Origin of the sequence: Natronospira bacteriovora, from assembly GCF_030848495.1 — a bacterium.
GTDB classification, from domain to species: Bacteria; Pseudomonadota; Gammaproteobacteria; order Natronospirales; family Natronospiraceae; genus Natronospira; species Natronospira bacteriovora.
The window spans coordinates 57,280-81,022 of the sequence record NZ_JAVDDT010000002.1; the positions used below are offsets into that span (position 1 = coordinate 57,280).

Here is a 23,743-nt window from a genome sequence, read left to right on the forward strand (position 1 = left end):
AAGAGTATGGCATGCCGGGTATCGCCGACAAGGTCTGCTAAGATGCCGGCGCCGACATTCTCCACTTTTCCGTCCAGTCAGCGGAGTCAGCATGGCACGAGCAAAGACCGTCTATGAATGCGAAAACTGTGGCGCCCAGGCCCCGAAATGGTCCGGTCAGTGTGCGGATTGTGGCGCCTGGAACACGCTGGTGGAGAGCCGCCCGGTGGCCAGTGGCCCGGGGAGAGTGGCACCGGGTGGGCGGGCGCGCGCCCAGTACGCCGGGGCCAGTGGTGTGTTCGATCTGTCGGATGTGAAAGGTCGCGAGGCCGCTCGGGTCAGTACCGGCCTGAGTGAGCTGGATCGGGTGCTCGGTGGTGGTCTGGTGGCCGGCTCGGCCGTCCTGATCGGAGGCGACCCCGGCATCGGCAAGTCCACGCTCCTGTTACAGGCCTGCGCCCGTCTGGCCAATGATCGGGGGGTGCTCTATGTCACCGGTGAGGAGTCACTGGAACAGGTTCGCCTGCGTGCCGAGCGCCTTGCGGTAGGGGATGCCAGCCTGCGCCTGGCCGCGGAGACCTGCGTGGAGCGGATCCTCGCCACCGCCGAGGCCGAGAAACCGGCAGTGCTGATCGTGGATTCCATCCAGACGATCTTCTCGGAGGCCGTGCAATCGGCGCCGGGTGCCGTCGGCCAGTTACGGGAAAGCGCGGCCCAGCTGGTGCGCTTTGCCAAACAGACGGGAACGGCCGTCTTTCTGGTCGGGCATGTCACCAAGGAAGGGGTAATTGCCGGCCCCCGTGTACTGGAACACATGGTGGACACGGTGCTGTACTTCGAGAATGATGCCGGAAGCCGTTACCGGGTCATCCGGGCCGTGAAGAATCGCTTCGGTGCAGTCAATGAGCTGGGTGTCTTTGCCATGGATGATGCCGGGCTCAAGGAAGTACGCAATCCCTCGGCCATATTCCTGTCAGGGCATGAGACCGGTGTCAGCGGCAGTGCCGTGATGGTGGCCCGGGAAGGCAGTCGCCCGCTGCTGGTTGAAGTGCAGGCCCTGGTGGACGCCAGTCACATGAATAATCCGCGTCGCGTGGCCGTGGGACTGGATCAGAATCGTCTCTCCATGTTGCTGGCGGTGATGCATCGCCATGGTGGCATTGCCATGGCTGACCAGGATGTGTTCATCAATGTGGTGGGGGGGCTCAAGGTGGAGGAAACCGCCGCGGATCTGCCCCTGCTGATGGCCGCCCTGTCCAGCTTTCGTGACCGTCCCCTGCCGGCGGAAATGGTGGTGTTCGGGGAGATCGGTCTGTCCGGAGAGGTACGTCCGGTCTACAACGGAGAAGAGCGCCTTAACGAAGCGGCCAAGCATGGTTTCCGACGCGCCATCGTGCCGAAGGCCAATGCCCCAAGGCGCGCCCCCGCCGGCATGGAAGTGGTTCCCGTTCGACGCCTGAGTGATGCCATCAACGCGGTGTTGAGGGACTGAGTCCAGCGCATCGGTTCAGTCTTCCTCGACGGGAGTGGCGGGCGTCAGTCGCGGTTTGATTCGCACCGTGCGAACGGCGCTGGCACTGCTCTGAATGATTTCCATGGGGTAGTCGGCAATGCGCAGGCTGGTGCCCGGTTCCGGGATGGTCTCCATGTATTCCAGGATCAGGCCGTTGATGGTCTTCGGGCCGTCGGTGGGCAGATCCAGTCCCAGCACACGATTGATGGTGCGCAGGTGCAGCGTGCCGGTCACCATGTAATTGCCGTCCTCTTCCTCGACAATGCCCTTGACCCGGGTGGCCATGGGATCGGTGGTGAACTCGCCCACAATCTCCTCGAGAATGTCCTCCAGCGTCACCAGGCCCTGGATGTCGCCGTATTCATCCACCACCAGGCCGATTCGGCGCTGGGTGTTCTGGAAATTGATGAGCTGGCGATGCAAGGGGGTGTTCTCGGGGATGAAGTAGGGCTCTCGAACGATATCCTCCAGCTTGGCCCGGTTCAGTTCACCGCGGGCGATGGCATTGAGTACCCGGCGTGTATGCAGAATGCCGACGATATCGTCGATGTTTTCCCGGTAGACCGGGAGACGGGTGTGCTGGCTGTTGGTCAGCTCCTCAATGATCTCTTCCCAGGGATCTTCCAGGTCAATGCCCGCGATCTCGTTGCGCGGCACCATGATGTCCTCCACCGTCGCCTGCTCAAGGTCGAGGATGCTGATGAGCATGTTCTGGTGGCGCTTCGGGATCAGCCGCCCGGCTTCGGCCACCACTGTGCGCAGCTCGTCCGGGCTCAGGGCATCATCACGGGCGACTTCCGGCCGGATACCAAAGGGGCGCAGCAGAGTATTGGCAACGAGGTTGACCAGCCAGATTACCGGATACAGCAGGCGGATCAGGGGTGTGTAGACGTAGGCGGCGGGGTAGGCCAGGCGTTCCGGATGGATCGCCGCCAGGGTCTTGGGTGCCACCTCCGCGAAAATGAGAATCACCAGCGTGAGCAAACCGGTGGCAATGGCGATGGCGGCCTCACCACCCAGGCGCAACGCAATGATCGTGGCCAGGGCCGAGGCGGCGATGTTGACGAAATTGTTGCACAGCAGGATCAGGCCCAGCAGTCGGTCCGGGCGCTGCAGCAGGCGCTCGGCGAAACGGGCGCCGCGATATCCGGCCTGAACCTGATTGCGCAGGCGATAGCGGTTCAGGGTCATCAGGGCCGTTTCCGACCCGGAGAAAAATCCGGAAAGTATGATCAGCAGCCCGAGTGTCCAGAACAGGGCGCTTAGGGGAATGGCTTCCACGAGCGGTGATGTCTCCCTTTATCCGCGTGAGTGCATTGTCTCCGGCCCGGGACGGGCCCTGCAAGGGGGCGGCGGGCGTGAATGGATCGATCGGGGGTCCTGGCCGCCTTAGCCCCAGCGTTGGTCGAGGATCAGTTCCAGGACGATGCGACTGCCGAAGTAGGCAAGTGCCAGCAGGACAAAGGCGATCAGGGTCCAGCGGATGGCAATGCGGCCCCGCCAGCCGAACTGGATCCGGCCCCAGATCAGGATTCCGAAGAGGATCCAGGCCAGCAGGGACAGAATTGTCTTGTGAACGAGATGCTGGGCAAACAGGTTCTCGACGAAGAAGAATCCGCTGAACAGGGCCAGCGTCAATCCGGCAAAGCCAAGACCGATCAGCTGAAACAGCAGCCGTTCGGTGATCTCAAGGGGGGGCAGAATACGTAGCACCCCCCCGGGATGGCGTTTTCGCAGGCGGCTTTCCTGGAAACTGAGCACGATGGCCAGGACGGCCGCGATGCTGAGCAGGCTGTAGCTGGCTATGGATAGCAGGATGTGAGCCACCAGCATGCCTGAGGGCTGATCCACCAGGGTGGGCATGTCCTGGCTGGCAATCACGCCCGCCAGGCTGCTCATGGCCCCGATGGGCAGCAAGGGGATGGCCAGATTGAGCACCCGCTGGCGCAGGGCGGAAACCAGGATCACGGTGCTCACGACCCAACCCACCAGGGACACGATATTCAGCAGGCCAAGGTCCAGCCCGTCGGGGCGCATGATCAATGCGTACAGACTCAGGGCGTGCAGCAGGCTGCCCGAGAGGCCAATGCCCAGTGCGGTTCCACGCATGCGGTCGGCGGCCAGCGGCGAGGCTGTACGCCGCACCAGGCGAATGATCAGCAGGATCATGGCCACGGTGTAGGCGCTTGCAGCCAGAATGGCGGTTAGCGGCGTGAACATGGTGAAGTGGCGTCTCTCATCAGCTGTCGGGTCATCCGGCCCTGTCGGGCGGCATGGCCGCAGGGTGTCGACTTTCAGATTACCTGCAAAGACAGGCAAATTGGAACAGGCGGGGTGCGTTCTGTGTGGGCCGGACGGTACAATAGGGGGTTCAATTCACAGTGAGCCGTAACATGTTCAAGGGACTCAGTGACAGAATCAGTCAGAGCCTCGATCGGGTAAAGGGCCGGGGCCGCCTGACCGAAGACAACATCCGCCAGACCCTGCGGGAAATCCGCATGGCCCTGCTGGAGGCCGACGTGGCCCTGCCGGTGGTCAAGGATTTCATCGAGCATGTTCGTGAACGGGCGGTGGGCCAGGAAGTCCTCAAGAGCCTGACCCCCGGCCAGGCACTGGTCAAGGTCGTCAATGACGAAATGGTTCGCGTCATGGGTGAAGCCCATGACGGGCTGAACCTGCACGGCAAACCGCCCGTGGTCATTCTCATGGCGGGTCTGCAGGGGGCCGGCAAGACCACCAGCACTGCCAAGCTCGCCCGCTACCTCATGGAGAGCGAGAAGAAGAAGGTGGCGGTGGTGAGCACCGACGTGCGTCGTCCGGCGGCCATCGAGCAGCTGGAAACCCTGGCCGGGGATATCGGTGCGGTCTTCTATCGGGCCGAGTCGGGCACCGAGCCTCGCCGTATTGCCGAGCAGGGTCTGGAGCACGCCCGGCGTCAGCACGCCGATGTTCTGATCGTTGATACGGCAGGCCGTCTCCACGTGGATGCAGACCTCATGCAGGAGGTGCGTGACATCCATGCGGCCGTGGAGCCTTTGGAGACCCTGTTCGTGGTGGACGCCATGACCGGCCAGGATGCGGCCCGCTCGGCCGCCGCCTTCGGCGAGGCGCTGCCGCTGACCGGGGTGGTGCTGACCAAGGCCGATGGTGATGCCCGGGGTGGCGCGGCCCTGTCCGTGCGGCAGGTCACCGGCAAGCCGATCAAGTTCATGGGGGTGGGGGAAAAGACCGATGCCCTGGAACCCTTCCACCCGGACCGGGTGGCCTCGCGCATCCTCGGCATGGGCGATGTGCTCAGCCTGGTGGATGAGGTTCAGCGCAAGGTTGATCAGGAAAAGGCCGACAAGCTCGGCAAGAAGCTCAAGAAGGGCAAGGGTTTCTCCCTGGCGGATTTCCGCGACCAGCTGGAGCAGATGCAGAACATGGGTGGGGTCGGCGCCCTGCTCGACAAGCTGCCCGGCGCCGGAAAGCTGCCGCCCGGTGCGGCCAGCCAGTTCGATGACCGAGCCATTCGCCGCCAGGTTGCCATCATCAATTCCATGACCCGGGAAGAACGGCGCAAGCCGGCCGTGATCAATGGCTCCCGCAAGCGCCGGATTGCCCGTGGTTCCGGGGTGGAAGTCCAGGACGTCAACAAGCTTCTCAAGCAGTTCACCCAGGCCCAGAAAATGATGCGAAAGATGGGCAAGAAGGGGGGCATGAAGAAGATGATGCGCGGCCTGCAGGGCAAGATGCCCCCGGGCATGGGTTTTCCCGGCCAGTAGGCCGGGAGCTTCAAACGACAAGCTTCACGCTGCAAGCGACCCCTGTCGGCCGCCGGTTTGTCGTTAGTTGGTTGAATTACATGGTTTTTTCAAGCTGGTAGTTTGCCGTTTTCCCTTTGCTTGGAGCACGGCATCAGCGGCGGCCCGGAGCAGCTTGTCGCTTGCGCCTTGAAGCTTGCAGCTGCCCGGCTATGCCGGGCGCCTTGAGCTTGTAGCTTTTATCTCCTTCGCGTAAAATGCCCGGTTTACCGTCGCAGCGGTAGGGCTGGCGGCGGGCAGGGATTTCTCACAGAACCGAAGAGTAACGGCATGGTCACGATTCGTCTTGCTCGGGGCGGCATGAAAAAGCGTCCCTTTTATCATCTGGTTGTCACCGACAGCCGTAACAGCCGTGATGGCCGCTTTGTCGAGCGCCTGGGGTTCTTCAACCCCGTGGCTCGCGGCAATGAAGAGAAGCTGCGCGTGGATCTGGAGCGGGCCGATTACTGGCTGTCCCAGGGCGCCCAGCCTTCCGAGCGTGCTGCCAAGCTGCTGAAGCAGGGCCGCAAGCAGGCGGAAGCCCAGGCTGAAGCCTGATTCCTGCCGCCATGGCTGAGCGCTCACCCAGTCGGGGTTCGGCGGGCGAAGCGGACCGTCATGGCGGTCAGACGCAGGCGACCGGAATGGTCACCCTGGGCCGGATATCCGGCCTGTTTGGTGTCAAGGGCTGGGTCAAGGTCTATTCCCACGCCCGGCCAAGAGAGTCGATCGTCGACTTCGACACCTGGTATCTGCGTCATCGTGGTGAATGGCAGCCCTTCCGGGTACTGGAGGGGAGAAAGCACGGCAAGGGTGTGGTTGCCCGGCTCGAAGGCATTGAGGACCGGGATCAGGCAGCGGCCCTGATTCAGCGGGACATCGCCATTCCCCGCGAAACCATGCCCGCCACCCAGGCGGATGAGTTTTACTGGGTGGACCTGATCGGCCTTTCCGTCAGGAATCTGGAAGGCGTCGAGTTCGGTGAAGTGACCGGGCTGCTGGAAACCGGGGCCAATGACGTGATGGTGGTCCAGGGTGACCGGGAAAGGCTGCTGCCCTTCGTGCAGGGCCAGTTCGTGAAATCCGTGGACCTGGAAGTCGGCCTGATCCTGGTGGACTGGGATCCGGACTTCTGATGCAGGTCTCGGTGGTGACATTGTTTCCGGAGCGGGTCGCGGCAGTGACCGGCTTCGGGGTGACGGGCCGCGCCGCGGAGCGTGGCCTTCTGCGTCTGGATACCTGGAATCCGCGGGACTTTGCCCGCGACCGTCATCGCACGGTGGATGACAGGGCTTACGGCGGCGGTCCCGGCATGGTCATGCGGGTCGAGCCCCTGGGCGAAACCATACGTACGGCGCGGGCGGCCATGCCGGCCGGCAGCCGGACAATCTACCTCAGCCCCCAGGGGCGCCTGCTGGATCAGGCCCTGGTGGAAGAGCTTGCGACCCTGCCGGGCCTGTTGCTGGTTTCGGGGCGCTACGAAGGCGTCGATGAGCGGCTTCTGGAGCGTGAGGTGGATGAAGAGATTTCCATTGGGGACTATGTCCTCAGTGGGGGAGAGCTTCCGGCCATGGTGCTGATCGACGCAGTGGCAAGGCTGCTGCCCGGGGCGCTGGGGCATGCGGAGTCGGCCGAGCAGGATTCTTTCTCGGCCGATGGTCTTCTGGACCATCCGCATTACACCCGGCCGGAGGTGGTGGACGATCAGGCTGTTCCGCCGGTACTGCTGGGTGGCGATCATGAGGCCATCCGGCAGTGGCGTCTCAAGCAGGCCCTGGGCAGGACGTGGCAGCGTCGTCCGGATCTGCTGGCGCAGCGGGAGCTGAGTGAAGAGGAGCGCCGCCTGCTGGATGAGTTCATCCGCGAGCAGGGCGGAGATCATGGGGCGGTCTAGCCCTGCCCCCTGTCCATGGGGTTCCGTGGGCAGAGGGCAGGGTTGAACTCTCCGGTAAATTCGAAAGACTGAGCAGGTGAAGTCATGAGCGACATCATCCAGGAACTGGAAAAAGAACAGATGAAGACCGACGTGCCGGAGTTTGGTCCCGGCGATACGGTCCTGGTGCAGGTGCGTGTGAAGGAAGGCGACCGTGAGCGTCTGCAGCCCTTCGAAGGCGTGGTGATCGCCAAGCGCAACCGGGGTCTGAACTCCGCGTTCACCGTGCGCAAGACCACCCACGGTGAAGGTGTGGAGCGAGTCTTCCAGACCCACAGCCCGAACGTGGCCGAGATCACCGTGAAGCGTCGCGGTGATGTGCGTCGCGCCAAGCTGTACTATCTGCGCGAGCGTCAGGGCAAGTCTGCCCGAATCAAGGAAAAGGTCTGATTGCACGGGGTCTTCTGCCCCGTTCCGCCAGACAAAACGGCCTCCGGCACAACCGGGGGCCGTTTTTTTTTGGTTCTTCGTGGAAAAGCGGGGAGGAAATTCGGGCGTGGTTGCCGGGGCGGGTCTTGGTGGCCCTGACCAGAACACGCCGTGAATACATCCCTGTAGGCTCGAGGGAAACATCCCTGTTTCCCACGGTTCTGGTCAGGGCCACCAAGACCCTTTCCAGAGCGGTGATTCGGCGGGCAGTGGTTCCAAACAGGACGTTGATTACGCAGCCTACAGGGACGTACTCGCGGCGGTTCCGGGCACGCCCCCACCAACCCGACGCCCCCTAACCGCTCGGCACTCCCCGCTTTTCCGCGATGAGTCGTTCTTGTGTTGACGTGGGATTCCTGCTCTGTTCCGCCACTCCTGGCAACGGAGTTCCGGTCTGGTCCGCGGGGCTGATCTTCCGGCGCCGTTCGGCGGGATTTGTGGCAACATTGTGGCCCTGGGCGCTTTCAGGAGAGGGATATTGAGATTGCGTGGGTTTAAAGCCGGCCTGCTGGGCCTGGCGGTCATCACATCGCCGCTGTCTGCGGCCGACCTCGCCGAGATCAGCACCCTGGCGCGAGGCGGTGCCACCGGGCTGGCGCTGGAGCTGATGGATCGCCATCAGCCGCCGCTGGCCGAGGACCCGGTGACCTGGATTCGCTGGGAACGGGAGCGCGTTTTTCTCTACCGCAGTCGCCAGCAATGGGCGGCAATGGATGCCCGCGTGGCGGCCTATCCTGAGCATGCGCCGGTGGAGTTTTCCCGCTGGGCGCGCACCCAGCAGGCTCAGGCCCTGTTGGCCCTCGGCGATGACGTCAAGGCGCGGCAGGTGCTGCGTGGCCTGATCTGGCAGGACGATGCGCCCTCCGGCGAGCGGCTGCGGGAATGGCGCCGTCTCGTCCTCGAAAGCCAGGTCGAGGCCGGCAACGCAGACGCGGCCCGGACCGCCCTCCGGCGATTCCGTCAGGATTACGGTGACGACAGCGGCGAGACTCGCGTGATCGAAGCGCGTCTCTATCTGCAGCAGGGGCAGGGCAGCGAGGCGCTCAGGGCACTGGATGGCCTGCCGGAGAATCAGTATCGCCCGCTGCGTCTGCTGGCCCGGCTGCAGGCGGACCAGGGAAATGCCGGCCGGGTTCTGAGTGCGGCCATCGAGCTGGGTTTTGATGAAGATGCCGCCATCGCCGATCGGCGAATGGCCTGGTCCGTGGCGGTGCGCGCCGCCGATGTTACCGGCAACCGTTCAGCCCGTGTCGGCGCGCTGGAGCGTGGCCTGGCCTACCGCGGCGACGAGCTGCGCGCGGACCCGGTCTTTCAACTGATGCCGGAAATGCTGTGGTCGGCCTACGAGGCTTTCGGCCGGCAGCTTGGCAATGAGGCGCGCATACTGGTGGGGGATGACCCCATGTGGTTCGAGCACGCCGATGACTTCCTGGCCAGCGAGCCGGTCAAGGGCCGCGCCATGCTGGCGGTCATTGCCCTGCACAGTTTTGAACGGGATGCCCGTCAGCGGGCCCATGGCCTGTTGACTGACAGTCTTGCCAATCAGCGCAATGGTCCGGCCCTGATCCGGCGCCTGTATCTGGACAGTGACCGCTTCCCGGAGATCGACGCTATCCCCCTCCCAGTACGTTATCGACTGGCCGACATGGCCCTGGCCGAGGCGGATATTCCGCTGGCGTCACGGCTCATGAGCGCCCTGACCGAAGCACCGGCGGGTGCGGATCCCGAGGAATGGGGGTTGCGCCGTGCCCGGGTACTGCTTCTGGGGGGGCAGCGCGAGGAAGGGCTGCTGGCCCTGGAGGGCGTCCTGCTGGAGGCCGAGGACGAGCTCAATGTGGGGCGTTTCCTGCAGGTGATCTTTGATCTGCAGAACATGAACGATCACGAGGCGGCCATGGATTTTCTGCGGCGTCTGCAGGCACTGGACCTGGAAGGGCAGCAGCGGCGGGAGATTCTTTTCTGGGCAGCGGAATCCGCCGAGGGCCTGAATGACCCCCTTGAGGCCGCACGCCTGTACCTGCGCTCGGCGGGCTTTCATGACCCCTTTTCCATGGATCAGTGGGCTCAGACGGCCCGGTATCGGGCGGCGGATGCCCTGGCCGAAGCCGGTCTGGCGGCGGATGCCCGGCGTCTCTATCAGTCTCTGCTCAATGCCACCGATGATGAGGCTCGGCGCTCGGTACTGCGCAATCGCATTCAGCGATTGCAGACCCGTCCCCTGGACGGACAGCGGGAGCGCCCCGAGCCATGAGTCCGCGTGCTCACCATGCCCTGCGCTGGCCCTTCGGGTGGCTGGACGTGGTTCTGGACGGGGACATGATCGTTGCACTGGACATGCGGGCGCAGCCGCATCCCGACAGCCTCATGGATTCCTCCCATCCCTCCGTGATACTGGTTCGGCGCTGGCTGGATGGTGACTTCAGCGTGGCTGATTCGGCACCGATCCGCCTGGAGGGAAGTGCCTTCCAGCGTCGGGTCTGGAGTGGCATGCGCACGATTCCGGCCGGGGAGATCCGATCCTACGGTGATCTGGCGCGAGCGCTGGGCTCCAGTCCGCGCGCGGTTGCCGGTGCCTGCCGACGCAATCCCGTCGCCTTGCTGGTGCCCTGTCACCGGGTGGTGTCGGCTACCGGCATCGGTGGCTATGCCGGGGCGACGCAGGGTGAACCGGTGGCGCGCAAGCGATGGCTGCTTGCCCGTGAAGGGGTGCATTTCCCGTCGTAAGGCCACGTGGCCCCTGTGGCCCTTGAAACCGAGCGGAACGCCCCCATTTCAGTGATCGCTGCCCGCCGCAGCCAATCCGAATCCCGTCGAACCGAAGAAACCGAGGAGGCTCAGCTTCGTCATGGCGACCGCCAATGCCCAGACTCGACCCTTCGAGGCCGAGGTCAAGCAGCTCCTGCAGCTGATGATCCATTCCCTCTACTCCAATCGCGAGATCTTCCTGCGGGAACTGGTCTCCAATGCATCCGATGCCTGTGATCGCCTGCATTTTGCCGCCCTGCAGGACGAAACGCTGCTGCAAGGTGACGGCGACCTGCAGATTCGGATCAGTGTCGATCCCGAGGCGCGCACCCTCACCATTGCCGACAACGGTATCGGCATGAGCGAACAGGAAGTGGTCGAGAACCTGGGCACCATCGCCCGTTCCGGTACCCGGCGTTTTCTGGATTCCCTGTCGGGAGACCAGCGCAAGGATGCCCAGCTGATCGGCCAGTTCGGGGTCGGCTTCTATTCCAGTTTCATCGTTGCCGAGCAGGTAACCGTGAATACCCGCCGGGCCGATGAAAAACAGGGTGTGCGCTGGCAGTCCGACGGGGGTGGCGAATTCAGCATCGAGACCATCGAGCGGGCCGAACGCGGCACCGAGGTGATTCTCAAGCTGCGCGAGGATGCCGACGAGTTTCTCGAGCCGGCCCGCCTGCGACACATCATCCGCCGCTATTCCGATCACATCGGTCGGCCGATCCTGATGCCGGCCGGGGAAGGCGAGGAGTGGGAGACCGTCAACAGCGCCTCCGCCCTCTGGACCCGGGGCCGGGACGAACTCAAGGACGAGGATTACCAGGGCTTCTACCAGCATCTCAGCCATGACAGCGAGAAGCCGCTGGCCTGGACCCACAATCACGTGGAAGGACGCCAGCGCTACAGCATGCTGCTCTACATTCCCGCCCGCGCCCCCTTTGACCTCTGGGATCGGGAGCGCCGGCGTGGCGTGCGCCTCTATGTGCGCCGCGTGTTCATCATGGACGAGGCCGATCAGCTGATGCCCGGCTGGCTGCGTTTCGTGAGAGGGGTGATCGATTCCGATGATCTGCCCCTCAATGTCTCCCGCGAGATTCTCCAGGACAATCGCCTGGTGCGCAGCATTCGCGCCGGTGCCGTGAAGAAGGTGCTGGGGCTGCTGGAGGACATGGCGAAGAATCGGCCGGAAGACTATGCCCGCTTCTGGGAGCAGTTCGGTGCGGTGATCAAGGAAGGCCCGGCGGAAGACCCGGACAATGCCGAGCGCATTGCCGGCCTCCTGCGTTTCGCTTCCACCCGGCATCCGGAAAGCCAGACGGTCTCCCTGCAGGACTACGTCGACCGCATGCAGCCGGACCAGAAGGCCATCTATTACCTGACCGCGGACAATCACGCCACGGCCATGAGCAGCCCGCACCTGGAGGCCTTCCGCAAGAAGGACATTGAAGTGCTGCTGCTGTCGGACCGGGTGGACGAATGGCTGGTGGCGCATCTGCCGGAGTTTGACGGCAAGCCGCTGAAATCAGTGGCCCAGGCTGACAGCGCCGAGGAGGAGATCGACTCGGAGAAGGACGCCGAGCAGCAGGCAGAGCAGCACAAGGACCTGCTCGAGCGCTTGCGGAAAGCCCTGGACGGACAGGCCAGCGACGTGCGCGTTTCACGGCGTCTGGTGGATTCGCCGGCCTGCCTGGTCTCCGAACAGGGCGGTCTCAGCCTGAATCTGCAACGACTGCTCAAGGAGGCGGGACAGAGTGTGCCGGAGCTGCACCCCATCCTGGAGATCAATCCAGAACACCCCCTGCTGTCGCGGCTGGAAGGACAGAGCGATGACGCACGTTTTGCGGACTGGGCCCAGGTGCTGTTCGATCAGGCCCTGCTCGCCGAAGGTGGCCAGCTCAGTGATCCGGCGGCGTTCGTCAAGCGCCTGAACAGCATGCTGGTGCAGCAGGGCGACTAGTGGTGCTCCGGGCCCTGACGGAGCGGTAGATAGCTTCAGGCAATGAGTCGGATAGAAAAACTTCGGTTGATCCCGGGGTCCAAATCGGTTTAAATAGCGCCCGTTAATCGAAATCGGAACTTCGATAGCAATTAACTTCGTTTGTCAATCCAACCTAGGAGAAAAAATAATGCTGGGAAACGGCGAAAAGTTTCCGGAATTTTCCGTGAACGCCACTGTGTCCACTGATGCGAAGAATGCCTTCGAGGAAATCAACAATAAGAGCTTCCCGGGCAAGTGGACCATCTACATGTTCTATCCCAAGGACTTCACCTTCGTCTGCCCGACGGAGATCCAGTCCTTCGGTGACATGGCCGATGAGTTCGAGGACCGTGACGCCCAGCTGATGGTTGCCAGCACCGACAGCGAGTTCGTGCACCTGGCCTGGCGCACCCATGACGAGCGCCTGCAGAACCTGCCCGTTCCCATGCTGGCAGACCTGAATCGCAAGCTGGTCAGCGAACTGGGCATTCAGGACAAGGAAGAAGGTGTTGCCCAGCGTGCCACCTACATCGTTGATCCGGACGGCATCATTCGTCATGTCTCCGTCAACGACATGAGCGTGGGCCGCAACCCGAACGAAATCCTGCGTGTCCTCGATGCCCTGCAGACGGACGAACTCTGCCCCTGTAACTGGGAGAAGGGTGACGAGACGTTGAACGCTGCCTGATCCGGCCGCGTATCCGATGAACCGGCGGGGCCCTTCGGGGCCCCGTTTTTTAGGCGGGGACCGCTGACCACAGCGGTATCTGCCTGACTGAATCCCTGAGGTGTTGTGATGAGCGTGAGCGATCTCAAGCAGGCATTGCCTGATTATGCCAAGGACATTCGACTGAATCTGTCCTCGGTGCTGAAGAAGGAAGGGGCACCGGGCCTGAGCCAGGAACAGGTGTACGGCGTCGCCGTGGCGTCGGCCTATGCCTCGGACAACGTGGACTTCGCCCGTCAGGTGGAAGCCATGGTGCAGGACGAGGTGGAGGAGGCCACCATCAATGCCGCCAAGGCCGCAGCCTCGATCATGGCCATGAACAATGTCTACTACCGCTTCCTGCACCTGGTCGGTGACGAGGAGTACGGTCGCATGCCGGCGAACCTGCGCATGAATGTCATTGGCCGTCCCGGTGTGGAGAAGACTGATTTTGAACTCTATTCCCTGGCGGTTTCCGCCATCAACGGCTGCGGGCTGTGCGTGGAGAACCACGAAAAGGCTCTACGCAGGGCGGATGTCAGCCGCGAAGCCATCCAGAGTGCGGTGCGCATTGCTGCCGTGGTCAAGGCAGCGGCCACCACCACCCGCTACGCGGCCTGATTGACCGGGAAGCAGGAATCTCAGGAGCCCACCGACGCGAATTCAGCGGTGGGCCACCTGCCAATTTTGGCCGACATGCGGTGCAAAAAATGGGACTGGGCGGCCATGCCGGGTGGTTGCGCCATTCGTATCCCGATATTACAATTTCGTATGACTGCGTGGTTTTTACGCATCATCGATTTTGCATAATGCAGTCACAGCCCATTGTTCGGGGGGCGGTTTTCAATGGGTTGGGAGGGAATCAAGTGATTTCGGCTCCAACAGATATTTTACATAAGAGAGATCCCGCCATGACTGACAACGGAAACCTCGCACGCGCACTGGCGACCTTCCTCCGCCCACTGGCGCGGCTGTTGCTCCGCAACGGCATGAGTTACAAGGCGTTTGCAGAACTGGCGAAGCGTGTCTTCGTGGAAGTGGCCCGTGACGAGTTTCGGATTCCCGGCCGCAAGCAAAGTGATTCCCGGGTCTCCGTCATTACTGGTCTTTCCCGAAAGGAGGTCAAACGGGTTCAGTCCGATGCTGCGCATCAGCCCGACAGTGAATTGCGCCTGCACAATCGGGCGGCACGTGTCATTCATGGCTGGGTCAATGATCCGGATTTTCAGGATCGAACGGGTGAGCCCGATCGCCTGCCCATGGAGAACGGTGGCCGCAGTTTCACCGCCCTGGTGCGGCGATACAGTGGTGATGCCCCGCCCCGTGCCGTGCTGGATGAACTCGATCGGGTGCATGCGGTTGAACGGCATGATGACGGCAGGCTGTCGTTGATTGCCCGGGACTACCGGCCACCAGCCGATGTCTCGCCGGAGAAGCTGGATTACCTGGCTGAAGCCATGGCCGGACTGATCAGCAGCGTGGACGGTCACTGGCAGAACGGCGAGCTGACCCATTTCCAGGGGCATGCCGCCGTGACTCTTTCATCGGAGGAACTGGCCGAGTTCCGTTCCCGGGCACGGATTGAAGGGGTCGAGCTGCTGGACAAGGCAAAAGCCTGGTTGCCGGCAACCTCGCAGGCGGCCGGCAAGGAGAAGTATACGGCCGGCATCGTCCTCTACACCTACGAAAAATGATCTTCCAATGGTGGTGGGCCGGAGTGCGGCCCATCACCATGCCACCAATTCCCCGTTTTCCCGCCTCCATCTAGCAGGTATAGTCAGCTCTTTCCCGCCGGCTTTGTCAGGCATGGCCTGAAGTCACGGGCGGATTGGGGGTGCATGTGACGGCGACGTGCATGAGCCCGCATCGTCAAGGATGTCGCAAGGGGAGCATTGTTCAATGAGCGATACACAACGAACCGGGGTATTGGGACGCGTGCTTCGCGGATTCGACCTCACCCGCCGGGTTGTCGTCAATCTGCTGTTCCTGATAGTTGTTCTGGTCATACTGGTGTTGGCCTTTTCGTCCCCGGACAAACCGGAAGTGGAGCGTGATGTTGCGCTGGTGCTGAACCCATCCGGTCTGCTCGTTGACCAGAAGTCGGGTACTGTGGTCGACCGGGCCATGGATCGCCTGATGGGTCAGGAACGGCCGGAGACTCTGGTCCGGGATGTGGTTCGCGCGATTCGCCTGGCCGCGGATGATGACCGCGTCAGCGCGCTGGTGCTGAATCTGAACAATCTCCACGGTGGTGGTCTCAGCAAGCTTCAGACCGTCGCCGATGAATTGAGTGCTTTTCGGGACACCGGTAAACCGGTCTACGCCCTCGGGGATCGCTTTACCCAGTCCCAGTATTTCCTCGCTGCCCAGGCCGACGAAATCTTCATGCATCCGGGTGGCATGGTGTTGCTGACCGGTTTCGAGACCTATCGCAATTACTACAAGGGCGCCATCGACATGCTGGACGCGGAGTGGAATATCTTCCGTGTCGGTGAATACAAATCCTTCGTTGAACCCTACATGCGTGCGGACATGTCGGATGAAGACCGGGAGGCTCGCCTGACCTATCTGACCTCCCTGTGGGATGCCTGGCTGGAAGATGTGGCCGAGCGGCGTGGCATGGGGTCGGATGACATCCAGAATTACATCAACGGCTTCCCGGAGCGTCTTCAGGGGGTGGACGGTGATTATGCCCGTCTGACGCTTGAGCTCGGTCTGGTGGATGCCCTTCTCCCGCGCGACGCCATGCGGGATCGTGTCATGGAGGTCACCGGCAAGGACGAGAACAACGGCAGTTTCCGCCAGATCAGCATGGGCAACTACCTGGAAGCCATGGAGGATCGCAAGAAGCGTCGTCGTGGTGGCCAGATTGCCGTCATCCCGGCCGTGGGCCCGATCATGGATGGGTTTCATCCACCGGGCACCGTGGGTGGGGATTCAACGGCGGCTCTCATTCGTGAGGCACGACGCGATGATTCGGTGAAGGCCGTGGTTTTGCTGGTGGACAGCCCTGGCGGTTCTGCGTTTGCCTCGGACGTCATCCTGCGCGAGCTGGAACTGGTGCAGGAGGCCGGCAAACCGGTGGTGGCTTCCATGGGCAGTGTTGCCGCCTCGGGAGGTTACTGGATTTCCATGGCGGCGGATGAGATCTGGGCACACCCAACCACGGTGACCGGTTCCATCGGCATTCTTTCCATGTTCCCTACTTTCGAGGGCACCCTGGACAAGATCGGCATCACCACTGATGGGGTCGGTACTACGGAGATGTCCGGCGCCTTCCGTGCCGATCGCACCATGGAAGAACCCATGCGCCGGATCCTCCAGCAGGGCATTGAGCACGGTTATCGGGAGTTCATCGAGAAGGTGGCACATCACCGGGAAATGTCCCTCTCGGAAGTGGATGCCGTGGCACGTGGACGGGTCTGGAGCGGCGTGGACGCTCATCGTGCCGGCCTGGTGGATCATCTGGGTAAGCTGGAACAGGCCATTGAAAGCGCGGCCGCCTTAGCGGAACTGGATGAATGGCATGTCCGTTATCGCGAGCGCGAGCCCACGTGGCGAGAGCAGCTGATTGCGGATTTCCTCGGTGGCGCAGGTGCCGAAATGCTGGATTTCACCGAACGCCGCCTGCATCAGGCGCCCCATCGCCGGGTGCTGGAACAACTGCGACGGGATCTGGAACAGCTTGATGCTTTCAATGATCCCAACCATCTGTATTACTACTGTGATGCCTGCGTGATTCGGGATTACTGAGTTATTCGGTATGGCAAACCAAAAGCCCCGGCCGCGAAAGCGGCCGGGGCTTTTTCGTTGTCGTTGTCGTTGTCGTTGTCGTTGTCGGCTTTTTTAAACGCGCCTGAAAATCTCGATTACGACAACGACAACGACAACGACTCAACGTCTCTTTAGCTTCGGCGTTTCGGGGCGTTACTCAACCCCCATCTCCCTCAACGCCTCCCTCGCCTGACCGCCGGCATCCGATTCGGATTGGGCCGCTACCCGATAATGCTCGATGGCGGCTGCACGCTGGCCGGCGCGGCGCTCGATGTGGCCGAGCTGCAGGTGGGCGGTGGCGGTAGGCAGTAGTTCGAGGCTGCGATTGAGGGCCGCTCGGGCCTGGCTGTCGCGTTCCCGCTCGGCTTCGAGCAGGCCGATCATCAGATGGTGATGGAAATAGCCGTCTTCCCGCCGGCGGGCCTCCTGATAGTGCTCCAGGGCCGTGTCGGTCTCGCCCCGCTGATGGTGGATGTCGCCCACCAGGGCATGGAAGCGGGCTTCGCGGGGAACAGCATCACGGGCTTCACGGGCCAAGCGCAATGCCTGTCCGGTATCACCTTCACGCAGGCGTGAGCGGGCCTCACCGGCCTTGTCGTAGGCCGGTTTGTGTTCCCGCAATGTGGCCAGAGCCTGCTCGAAGCGCTCCCGGCCCCATTCGCCCTCACGCCCCAGGCGTGCGGCCGTGCGCTGGTTGGCCTGCACCCGCTCACGGGATGGAGGGTGGCTGGCGAACAGCCCTTCCAGCCAGTTCGGGTTGCGTCCTTCGGACAGCTGCACGAATCGCTCCATAAGCTGTACAGCGCCGTCCGGGTGGTAACCGGCACGATGCATGTAGAGGGTGCCGAACTCGTCCGCTTCCAGCTCCGCGCTACGACTGAAGCGCTGGCCGATCAGGCCGGCACCGATCATGGCCGAGCCGACAATGGCTCCGGCATAGCGGCTGTCCGAACTGGCCGCGGCAATGGCGATGACACCGGTCTGCAGGAGGAGCTGGCGCTCTATCTGCTGGGCGCTGTGGCGTGCGGCGGAATGAACAATCTCATGGCCCAGCACGGCGGCCAGTTCCGCCTCGCTCTCGAACTCGGTCAACAGGCCCCGGTTGATGGCAATCTTGCCGCCCGGCAGGGCCCAGGCATTGGGCACATCACTGTTGATGACCGTGAATTCGTAGGGCAGGCGAGGGCGGTCACTTTCCCGGGCCACCCGCTGGCCGACGCGGTTCACATAGCGAAGCAGTTCCGGGTCGACCTGATATTCCCCGCCCTGCATTTGCTTGAGCGGCGCGTAGTTCTGCTCGCCCAGTCGGATCTCCTCGCTTTCCGAGATCAACCGCAATTCCCGCTCCCCCGTCACCGGATTCACGGCGCAGGCGGTCAACAGCCAGGAAGTGAGCAACAAGAGGGCAGGCGTGCACAGTCGACGCATGATCACATCTCCAGTGGGTGTTCGCCGATTCTAGCACCCGCCCTCATCACGCCAATACAGGCCAGCGCACGGAGCAGACCCTCAATCGGGAAACAAAAAACCGGCCAAAAGGCCGGTTTCTATAATGCCGAAAAAGCGCCCTGACAACCGTCAAAGCCGCCTGCCGATTCACTCGAAAGCCGAAAAGCCGAAAAGCCGACAACGACAACGACAACGACAACGACACAAATGCGTCGGGAGCGTATTTGAACTCGTGCTTTGCACGAGGCCCCGACCGCAGGGAGGGGTGAGTCTCATGGATGAGACGAATAACGACAACGAGCGGCACTGCCTACTCAGCACTCAGAACTCAGCACTCAGAACTCAAACCTCACCCCCAATCCAGAACCACCTTTCCGGACTGCCCCGAGCGCATGATGTCAAAACCCTTCTGGTATTCATCCGCGCCCAGTTCATGGGTGAGCACGGGGGAGATATCCAGGCCGGAATCCAGCATGGCCAGCATCTTGTACCACGTCTCGAACATTTCCCGGCCATACACGCCCTTCAGGAACAGACCCTTGAAGATGACTTCGTTCCAGTCAATGGCGGTGTCGGAAGGTGGGATGCCCAGCAGGGCCACCCGGCCGCCATTGGTCATGGCGGAAATCAGCTGGCGAAAGGCAGGGCCGGCGCCGGACATTTCCATACCCACGTCAAAGCCTTCCTTCATGCCCATCTCGGACATGACCTGACGCAGATTTTCATTGCCCACATTCACCGTCCGTGTCGCCCCCATGGTTCTGGCCAGATCCAGGCGGTAATCGTTCATGTCGGTGACCACCACATGGCGGGCGCCGGCATGCTTGGCAATGCCGGCCGCCATCATGCCGATGGGCCCGGCGCCGGTGATCAATACATCCTCACCCACCAGGTCGAAGGAGAGGGCGGTGTGAGTGGCATTGCCGAAGGGATCCAGGAAAGCCGCAATCTCGTCGGGCAGGGAATCCGGGAGGGGATAGGCATTTTCCGCCGGGATCACCAGGTACTCGGCGAAGCAGCCCGGGCGATTCACCCCCACGCCCACGGTATTGGGGCAGAGATGACGACGGCCGGCCCGGCAGTTGCGGCAATGGCCGCAGGTGATATGGCCTTCACCGGAGACCCGCTGGCCCTTCTCATAACCTCGGACCTCGGAACCCATGTCCACCACTACACCGGAGAACTCATGGCCCACGGTCATGGGCACCGGAATGGTTTTCTGCGCCCACTCATCCCAGTTGTAGATATGGATGTCCGTCCCGCAGATGGCGGTCTTCTTCACCTGGATGAGCAGATCGTTCGGCCCCGGCTCCGGCACCGGCACCTCTTCCATCCAGATCCCTTCCTCGGCGTGTTTCTTCACCAGCGCGCGCATAAGTCATCCTTAATCGACATGTTGAAAACCTGGAACCACCGAAGACACCGAAAGAAACAAAAGCATTAACGCAGAAAGCAATTCAAATGACGTTCACGCGGCAGGCGAACCGCCTCTCATCAGCCAGTTACTAACCTGAGACACAAAAAATTTCTCCGTGTTCTCTGCCTTCTCCGGGCTAAAGCGTTTCCTCTTTTTTTTCGGTGTATTCGGCGTCTTCGGTGGTTCCCATGTTTGCTCTTACTTGATGATACCCATCTCACGGCCCACCTTGGCGAAGGCCGCCACCGCGCGATCCAGGTGTTCGCGGCTGAGGCCGGCGGACATCTGGGTGCGGATTCGGGCCTTGCCTCGTGGCACCACGGGGAAGGAGAAACCAATCACGTAGACGCCTTCGGCAAGCAGGCGATCGGCCATTTCACTGGCCACCTTGGCGTCACCCAGCATCACCGGAATGATCGGGGTCTCGCCGGGCAGCAGTTCAAAGCCGAGCTTCTCCATTTCCTGGCGGAAATAACGGGTGTTGTCCCACAGGCGTTCACGGAAACTGTCGTCGCTGGAGAGTATGTCAATCACGCGGATGGAGGTCTGGGCAATGACCGGCGCCAGGGTGTTGGAAAAGAGATAGGGCCGGGAGCGCTGTCTCAGCCACTCCACGATTTCCTTTTTTGCCGAGGTGTAGCCACCGGAGGCGCCGCCCAGGGCCTTGCCCAGGGTGCCGGTGAGGATATCCACCCGGCCCATCACATCACAGTGTTCATGGGTGCCACGGCCGCCCTTGCCCAGAAAACCGGTGGCGTGACAGTCATCCACCATGACCAGGGCATTGTACTGGTCGGCCAGGTCACAGATGGTCTTGAGATCGGCGATGTAGCCGTCCATGGAGAAGACGCCATCGGTGGCAATCAGCTTGAAGCGCGCCCCCTGCTCGTCGGCTTCCTTGAGCTTGGCTTCCAGGTCCGCCATGTCGTTGTTGCGATAGCGGAAGCGCTTGGCCTTGCACAGACGAATACCGTCAATGATGGAGGCGTGGTTGAGCTCATCGGAGATCACCGCGTCCTCGGGGCCCAGCAGGGTCTCGAACAGGCCGCCATTGGCATCGAAGGCAGAGGGGTAGAGGATGGTGTCTTCCTGGCCCAGGAACTCGGATATCTTCTTTTCCAGGTCCTTGTGGATGTCCTGGGTGCCGCAGATGAAGCGCACCGAAGACATGCCAAAGCCATGCTCGTCCAGTGCCTGGTGGGCCGCCTTGACCAGTTCCGGGTGATTGGACAGGCCCAGGTAATTGTTGGCGCAGAGGTTGATGACCTGCTTGCCATCGGCCAGGGCGATTTCCGCCTCCTGCGGGGTGGTGATCACCCGTTCGGCCTTGTACAGGCCTTCCTCGCGGAGCGTGTCCAGTTCCTTGCGGAGATGATCCAGGATGTCCGAGTTCACGTGCTGCCTCCGGATTGATTGAAAGGTTCCGGATTATAACAGTCCGGGTGCCTTCCCCGGCCAGCGGGGGAGTGGCGTGCAAAAAATTGTAGCTGTTTTGTACAAATATTGTATAATAGGTGGCGAAAGTGAACTCGCCCTCTGGAGGCACCATGCAATCGTTGATCACCCTGGTCGAGAAAGGCCTCATGCCGGATGTGCTTACCCGATTCGGCATCCGGCAACTGCTTCGAGAGCGGGCCGACCGTCAGCGTCCCAGCCAGGCCGAAACCCGCAGCGTGGCCATTGAACGCCTTCTGGCCGCCATGCGCGAAGGACCGATCGCCGTCGCCACGGACAGCGCCAATGAGCAGCATTACGAAGTTCCCAGCGCCTTCTTCCAGCAGGTTCTCGGCCCTCACCTCAAGTACTCCTGCTGCCTGTGGGAGCCGGGTACGAGGGATCTGGCCCAGGCCGAGGCCGCCATGCTGGCCTTGTCCTGTGAACGGGCGGATTTGGCCGACGGGCAGGAGATCCTCGAACTGGGCTGTGGCTGGGGTGCTCTCACCCTGTGGATGGCGGAACACTACCCCGCCGCCCGGATCACGGCACTGTCCAACTCGGCCTCCCAGCGGGCCTTGATCGAGGAGCGCGCTCGTGAACGCGGCCTGGATAATCTCCAGGTCATCACCGCCGACATCAACGACTTCCAGACCGCAAAGCACTTTGATCGGGTGGTGTCCCTGGAAATGTTCGAGCACATGCGAAACTGGGGTGAGCTGACCCGCCGGGTGGGGCAATGGCTGCGGCCCGGGGGCAAGCTGTTCATGCATATCTTCTGTCACCGGGATTTCCCCTACTTCTTCGAAACCGATGGTGAGCGGGACTGGATGGCACGCCATTTCTTTACCGGTGGCCTGATGCCCTCCGATGAACTGCCCGCCCGCTTTCAGGATCACTTCCGTCTGCAACAGCGCTGGCGCGTGAATGGCCGTCACTACGCCCGTACCTGCGGTGCCTGGCTGGCCAACCAGGATGCCCGGCGCGGGCAGCTGATGCCGATCATGGAAGCCAGCTACGGCAAGAGGCAGGCCCGTATCTGGTTCAACCGCTGGCGCATGTTCTTCATGGCCAGTGAAGAATTCTTCGGTTTCAGGAGAGGGGAAGAGTGGTGGGTCTCCCATTACCTCTTCCGCAAACCCGGGGAGGGTGAGCAATGATCATCGACAGTGTGGCAATGACCGCGGTGGCCGGCCTGGGGGTGGCCCTGGGCATTATGTTCCTCATCTGGCTTGCCAGCCTCCTGCTTCGGGACGCCAGTCTGGTGGATCGCTTCTGGGGCTTCGGCTTCGTGCTGCTGGCCTGGTTCTGGTGGTGGAGTGGCAGTCGCGATGCCATCGCCCTGATTCCCGTCGTGCTGGTGTCCCTGTGGGGCCTGCGGCTGTCAACCTATCTCAGCTGGCGCAACTGGGGTCATGGCGAGGATTATCGCTATCGGGAAATGCGCGACAAGCACCGAGGCCATTTCTGGTGGGTCAGCCTGTTCACCGTGTTCGTGCTTCAGGGCGTGATCATGTGGGTGGTGGCCATGCCCCTCATGGTGATCGGCCATGCTGCTCCCGACATGAGCGGACCGTGGCCGCTCGTCTTCCTCATTGCCGTGATGCTCTGGGCCACCGGTTTCATCTTCGAATCCGTCGGCGACTGGCAACTGGCGCGCTTCAAGGCCGATCCGGCCAACCGGGGGCGGGTCATGGACCGTGGCCTCTGGCGCTATACCCGGCACCCCAATTACTTCGGTGACATCTGTGTCTGGTGGGCTTACTGGCTGATGAGTCTGCCCGCCGGCGGTTGGTGGACGATCTTCGGCCCGGCCCTGATGACGTTTGCCATCATCCGTTTCTCCGGGGTCATGCTGCTGGAGAAAGGGCTGAATGACAGAAAGCCGGAGTACGCCGACTATGTTCGCCGTACCAACGCTCTGATTCCGGGGCGGCCGAGAACTTCCATGTCTCGGAACGAGGGGGAAGAATCATGAGAGCCCTATTGTCGGCACTGGTGCTTTCGCTCCTGTTTCCCTTCAATCTTCATGCAGACGGAGTGGGGGAGCTGCCCGCCGAGATCCGTGAAAGCAGTGACTGGCAGGTGAAGGGAACGGCCCGTCTGCGGGCTTATCTCTTCCACGTCTACGACGGTGCCCTTTGGACCACCAACGGTGAATGGGGTTGGGATGAGCCATTCGTGCTGGATTTTCGCTATGCCAGGCGCCTGAACGGAGCTGACATTGCCGAGCGGGGCGCAAAGGAAATGCAGGCCCTCGGCCACTGTGAGGAGCTAAAGGATTGCTGGCTGGAGGAGCAGAAGAAGGCCTTTCCCGATGTCGCCGACGGTGACCGCATTACCGGATGGTACCGGCCGGGTCAGCCAACCCGCTTTTATTTCAACGGCGAGTTTCACCACCAGGTGGACGATCCGGATTTCGCTCGCCCCTTCTTCGAAATCTGGATGAGCGAAGACACCAGTGAACCTGCCTTCCGGCGGCGTCTGCTGGGACTGTGAAAACCTGGAACCACCGAAAACGCCGAAGACACCGAAGGACCCATTGTGTGCCACGGGTGCCGCCCTTGCCCCGAGCCATTGATATTCTCTGAGGCCCACTATGAT

At 62.1% G+C, this 23,743-nt stretch carries 21 protein-coding genes; 16 read left to right on the top strand and 5 right to left on the bottom strand.

Going from position 1 to position 23,743, the window contains the following annotated elements; translation table 11 throughout:
- The first annotated feature begins 91 nt into the window (after positions 1-91).
- Positions 92-1,471: a DNA repair protein RadA gene (radA, locus tag RBH19_RS03045; RefSeq protein WP_306727348.1), complete on the top strand. Its 1,380-nt coding sequence runs from the start codon at positions 92-94 to the stop codon at positions 1,469-1,471.
- Positions 1,472-1,486: 15 nt separating this feature from the next.
- On the opposite strand, the gene RBH19_RS03050 is transcribed toward radA, so the two are convergent.
- Both RBH19_RS03050 and RBH19_RS03055 read right to left on the bottom strand, forming a co-directional pair.
- Positions 1,487-2,773, bottom strand: coding sequence for an HlyC/CorC family transporter (locus RBH19_RS03050; RefSeq protein ID WP_306727349.1), 1,287 nt, complete (start codon positions 2,771-2,773; stop codon positions 1,487-1,489).
- Positions 2,774-2,881: 108 nt separating this feature from the next.
- A complete protein-coding gene (locus tag RBH19_RS03055) occupies positions 2,882-3,712 on the bottom strand; it encodes a cytochrome C assembly family protein (protein WP_306727350.1) in 831 nt (276 codons plus the stop codon).
- 173 nt (positions 3,713-3,885) lie between these two features.
- Here RBH19_RS03055 and ffh point away from each other — a divergent pair, with 173 nt between their 5' ends.
- The 12 genes from ffh (at position 3,886) to sppA (ending at position 16,818) form a co-directional block, all read left to right on the top strand.
- A complete protein-coding gene (gene ffh / locus RBH19_RS03060) occupies positions 3,886-5,256 on the top strand; it encodes a signal recognition particle protein (RefSeq protein WP_306727351.1) in 1,371 nt (456 codons plus the stop codon).
- A gap of 309 nt (positions 5,257-5,565) precedes the next feature.
- The gene (gene rpsP / locus RBH19_RS03065; protein ID WP_306727352.1) at positions 5,566-5,832 is read left to right on the top strand and encodes a 30S ribosomal protein S16; all 267 of its coding nucleotides are present in this window, start codon (positions 5,566-5,568) and stop codon (positions 5,830-5,832) included.
- A gap of 86 nt (positions 5,833-5,918) precedes the next feature.
- The gene (rimM, locus tag RBH19_RS03070; RefSeq protein WP_306727819.1) at positions 5,919-6,410 is read left to right on the top strand and encodes a ribosome maturation factor RimM; all 492 of its coding nucleotides are present in this window, start codon (positions 5,919-5,921) and stop codon (positions 6,408-6,410) included.
- Positions 6,410-7,168, top strand: coding sequence for a tRNA (guanosine(37)-N1)-methyltransferase TrmD (trmD, locus tag RBH19_RS03075; protein WP_306727353.1), 759 nt, complete (start codon positions 6,410-6,412; stop codon positions 7,166-7,168). Before rimM ends, trmD begins: the two co-directional genes overlap by 1 nt.
- Before the next feature lie 84 nt (positions 7,169-7,252).
- Positions 7,253-7,597, top strand: coding sequence for a 50S ribosomal protein L19 (rplS, locus tag RBH19_RS03080; RefSeq protein ID WP_306727354.1), 345 nt, complete (start codon positions 7,253-7,255; stop codon positions 7,595-7,597).
- A 523-nt stretch (positions 7,598-8,120) separates the two neighbouring features.
- Positions 8,121-9,887, top strand: coding sequence for a hypothetical protein (locus RBH19_RS03085; RefSeq protein WP_306727355.1), 1,767 nt, complete (start codon positions 8,121-8,123; stop codon positions 9,885-9,887).
- Complete coding sequence (locus RBH19_RS03090) at positions 9,884-10,360, top strand: methylated-DNA--[protein]-cysteine S-methyltransferase (RefSeq protein WP_306727356.1); 477 nt, start codon at positions 9,884-9,886, stop codon at positions 10,358-10,360. The genes RBH19_RS03085 and RBH19_RS03090 overlap by 4 nt, the downstream gene beginning before the upstream one ends.
- A gap of 121 nt (positions 10,361-10,481) precedes the next feature.
- Positions 10,482-12,338 (top strand): molecular chaperone HtpG, encoded by a 1,857-nt coding sequence (gene htpG / locus RBH19_RS03095; RefSeq protein ID WP_306727357.1) that lies wholly within the window; start codon positions 10,482-10,484, stop codon positions 12,336-12,338.
- A 169-nt stretch (positions 12,339-12,507) separates the two neighbouring features.
- Positions 12,508-13,047, top strand: a complete 540-nt coding sequence (locus tag RBH19_RS03100) for a peroxiredoxin (protein WP_306727358.1) — start codon at positions 12,508-12,510, stop codon at positions 13,045-13,047.
- Between the two features lie 108 nt (positions 13,048-13,155).
- Positions 13,156-13,686 (top strand): alkylhydroperoxidase, AhpD family, encoded by a 531-nt coding sequence (ahpD, locus tag RBH19_RS03105; protein WP_306727359.1) that lies wholly within the window; start codon positions 13,156-13,158, stop codon positions 13,684-13,686.
- A 290-nt stretch (positions 13,687-13,976) separates the two neighbouring features.
- On the top strand, positions 13,977-14,759 hold the full coding sequence (locus RBH19_RS03110; RefSeq protein WP_306727360.1) for a DUF6502 family protein: 783 nt from the start codon (positions 13,977-13,979) through the stop codon (positions 14,757-14,759).
- Positions 14,760-14,964: 205 nt separating this feature from the next.
- Positions 14,965-16,818 carry a signal peptide peptidase SppA gene (gene sppA, locus RBH19_RS03115; RefSeq protein WP_306727361.1) on the top strand — a complete coding sequence of 618 codons (1,854 nt, stop codon included), beginning with the start codon at positions 14,965-14,967 and terminating at the stop codon, positions 16,816-16,818.
- Positions 16,819-16,992: 174 nt separating this feature from the next.
- Here sppA and RBH19_RS03120 read toward each other — a convergent pair whose 3' ends face one another.
- The 3 genes from RBH19_RS03120 to RBH19_RS03130 all read right to left on the bottom strand — a co-directional run bounded on the left by RBH19_RS03120 (position 16,993) and on the right by RBH19_RS03130 (position 21,100).
- Complete coding sequence (locus RBH19_RS03120; protein ID WP_306727362.1) at positions 16,993-18,267, bottom strand: M48 family metalloprotease; 1,275 nt, start codon at positions 18,265-18,267, stop codon at positions 16,993-16,995.
- Between the two features lie 370 nt (positions 18,268-18,637).
- Positions 18,638-19,663 (bottom strand): L-threonine 3-dehydrogenase, encoded by a 1,026-nt coding sequence (tdh, locus tag RBH19_RS03125; protein ID WP_306727363.1) that lies wholly within the window; start codon positions 19,661-19,663, stop codon positions 18,638-18,640.
- A gap of 240 nt (positions 19,664-19,903) precedes the next feature.
- On the bottom strand, positions 19,904-21,100 hold the full coding sequence (locus RBH19_RS03130) for a glycine C-acetyltransferase (RefSeq protein ID WP_306727364.1): 1,197 nt from the start codon (positions 21,098-21,100) through the stop codon (positions 19,904-19,906).
- A gap of 152 nt (positions 21,101-21,252) precedes the next feature.
- On the opposite strand from RBH19_RS03130, the gene RBH19_RS03135 reads away from it, so the two are divergent.
- From RBH19_RS03135 to RBH19_RS03145, 3 genes are read left to right on the top strand one after another with little or no spacing between them, the layout of a single operon-like run.
- Positions 21,253-22,299 carry an SAM-dependent methyltransferase gene (locus RBH19_RS03135; RefSeq protein WP_306727365.1) on the top strand — a complete coding sequence of 349 codons (1,047 nt, stop codon included), beginning with the start codon at positions 21,253-21,255 and terminating at the stop codon, positions 22,297-22,299.
- Complete coding sequence (locus RBH19_RS03140) at positions 22,296-23,117, top strand: DUF1295 domain-containing protein (RefSeq protein ID WP_306727366.1); 822 nt, start codon at positions 22,296-22,298, stop codon at positions 23,115-23,117. The genes RBH19_RS03135 and RBH19_RS03140 overlap by 4 nt, the downstream gene beginning before the upstream one ends.
- Positions 23,114-23,638: a chalcone isomerase family protein gene (locus RBH19_RS03145; protein ID WP_306727367.1), complete on the top strand. Its 525-nt coding sequence runs from the start codon at positions 23,114-23,116 to the stop codon at positions 23,636-23,638. Before RBH19_RS03140 ends, RBH19_RS03145 begins: the two co-directional genes overlap by 4 nt.
- The last annotated feature ends 105 nt before the right edge of the window (positions 23,639-23,743 follow it).

What these genes read in the sequence shown, in the direction of transcription:
- radA (WP_306727348.1), top strand. Translation starts at nt 92, where the DNA reads ATGGCACGAGCAAAGACCGTCTATGAATGCGAAAACTGTGGCGCCCAG.
- RBH19_RS03055 (WP_306727350.1), bottom strand. Translation starts at nt 3,712, where the DNA reads ATGTTCACGCCGCTAACCGCCATTCTGGCTGCAAGCGCCTACACCGTG.
- ffh (WP_306727351.1), top strand. Translation starts at nt 3,886, where the DNA reads ATGTTCAAGGGACTCAGTGACAGAATCAGTCAGAGCCTCGATCGGGTA.
- rpsP (WP_306727352.1), top strand. Translation starts at nt 5,566, where the DNA reads ATGGTCACGATTCGTCTTGCTCGGGGCGGCATGAAAAAGCGTCCCTTT.
- rimM (WP_306727819.1), top strand. Translation starts at nt 5,919, where the DNA reads ATGGTCACCCTGGGCCGGATATCCGGCCTGTTTGGTGTCAAGGGCTGG.
- trmD (WP_306727353.1), top strand. Translation starts at nt 6,410, where the DNA reads ATGCAGGTCTCGGTGGTGACATTGTTTCCGGAGCGGGTCGCGGCAGTG.
- rplS (WP_306727354.1), top strand. Translation starts at nt 7,253, where the DNA reads ATGAGCGACATCATCCAGGAACTGGAAAAAGAACAGATGAAGACCGAC.
- RBH19_RS03090 (WP_306727356.1), top strand. Translation starts at nt 9,884, where the DNA reads ATGAGTCCGCGTGCTCACCATGCCCTGCGCTGGCCCTTCGGGTGGCTG.
- htpG (WP_306727357.1), top strand. Translation starts at nt 10,482, where the DNA reads ATGGCGACCGCCAATGCCCAGACTCGACCCTTCGAGGCCGAGGTCAAG.
- RBH19_RS03100 (WP_306727358.1), top strand. Translation starts at nt 12,508, where the DNA reads ATGCTGGGAAACGGCGAAAAGTTTCCGGAATTTTCCGTGAACGCCACT.
- ahpD (WP_306727359.1), top strand. Translation starts at nt 13,156, where the DNA reads ATGAGCGTGAGCGATCTCAAGCAGGCATTGCCTGATTATGCCAAGGAC.
- RBH19_RS03110 (WP_306727360.1), top strand. Translation starts at nt 13,977, where the DNA reads ATGACTGACAACGGAAACCTCGCACGCGCACTGGCGACCTTCCTCCGC.
- sppA (WP_306727361.1), top strand. Translation starts at nt 14,965, where the DNA reads ATGAGCGATACACAACGAACCGGGGTATTGGGACGCGTGCTTCGCGGA.
- RBH19_RS03120 (WP_306727362.1), bottom strand. Translation starts at nt 18,267, where the DNA reads ATGCGTCGACTGTGCACGCCTGCCCTCTTGTTGCTCACTTCCTGGCTG.
- tdh (WP_306727363.1), bottom strand. Translation starts at nt 19,663, where the DNA reads ATGCGCGCGCTGGTGAAGAAACACGCCGAGGAAGGGATCTGGATGGAA.
- RBH19_RS03135 (WP_306727365.1), top strand. Translation starts at nt 21,253, where the DNA reads ATGCAATCGTTGATCACCCTGGTCGAGAAAGGCCTCATGCCGGATGTG.
- RBH19_RS03140 (WP_306727366.1), top strand. Translation starts at nt 22,296, where the DNA reads ATGATCATCGACAGTGTGGCAATGACCGCGGTGGCCGGCCTGGGGGTG.
- RBH19_RS03145 (WP_306727367.1), top strand. Translation starts at nt 23,114, where the DNA reads ATGAGAGCCCTATTGTCGGCACTGGTGCTTTCGCTCCTGTTTCCCTTC.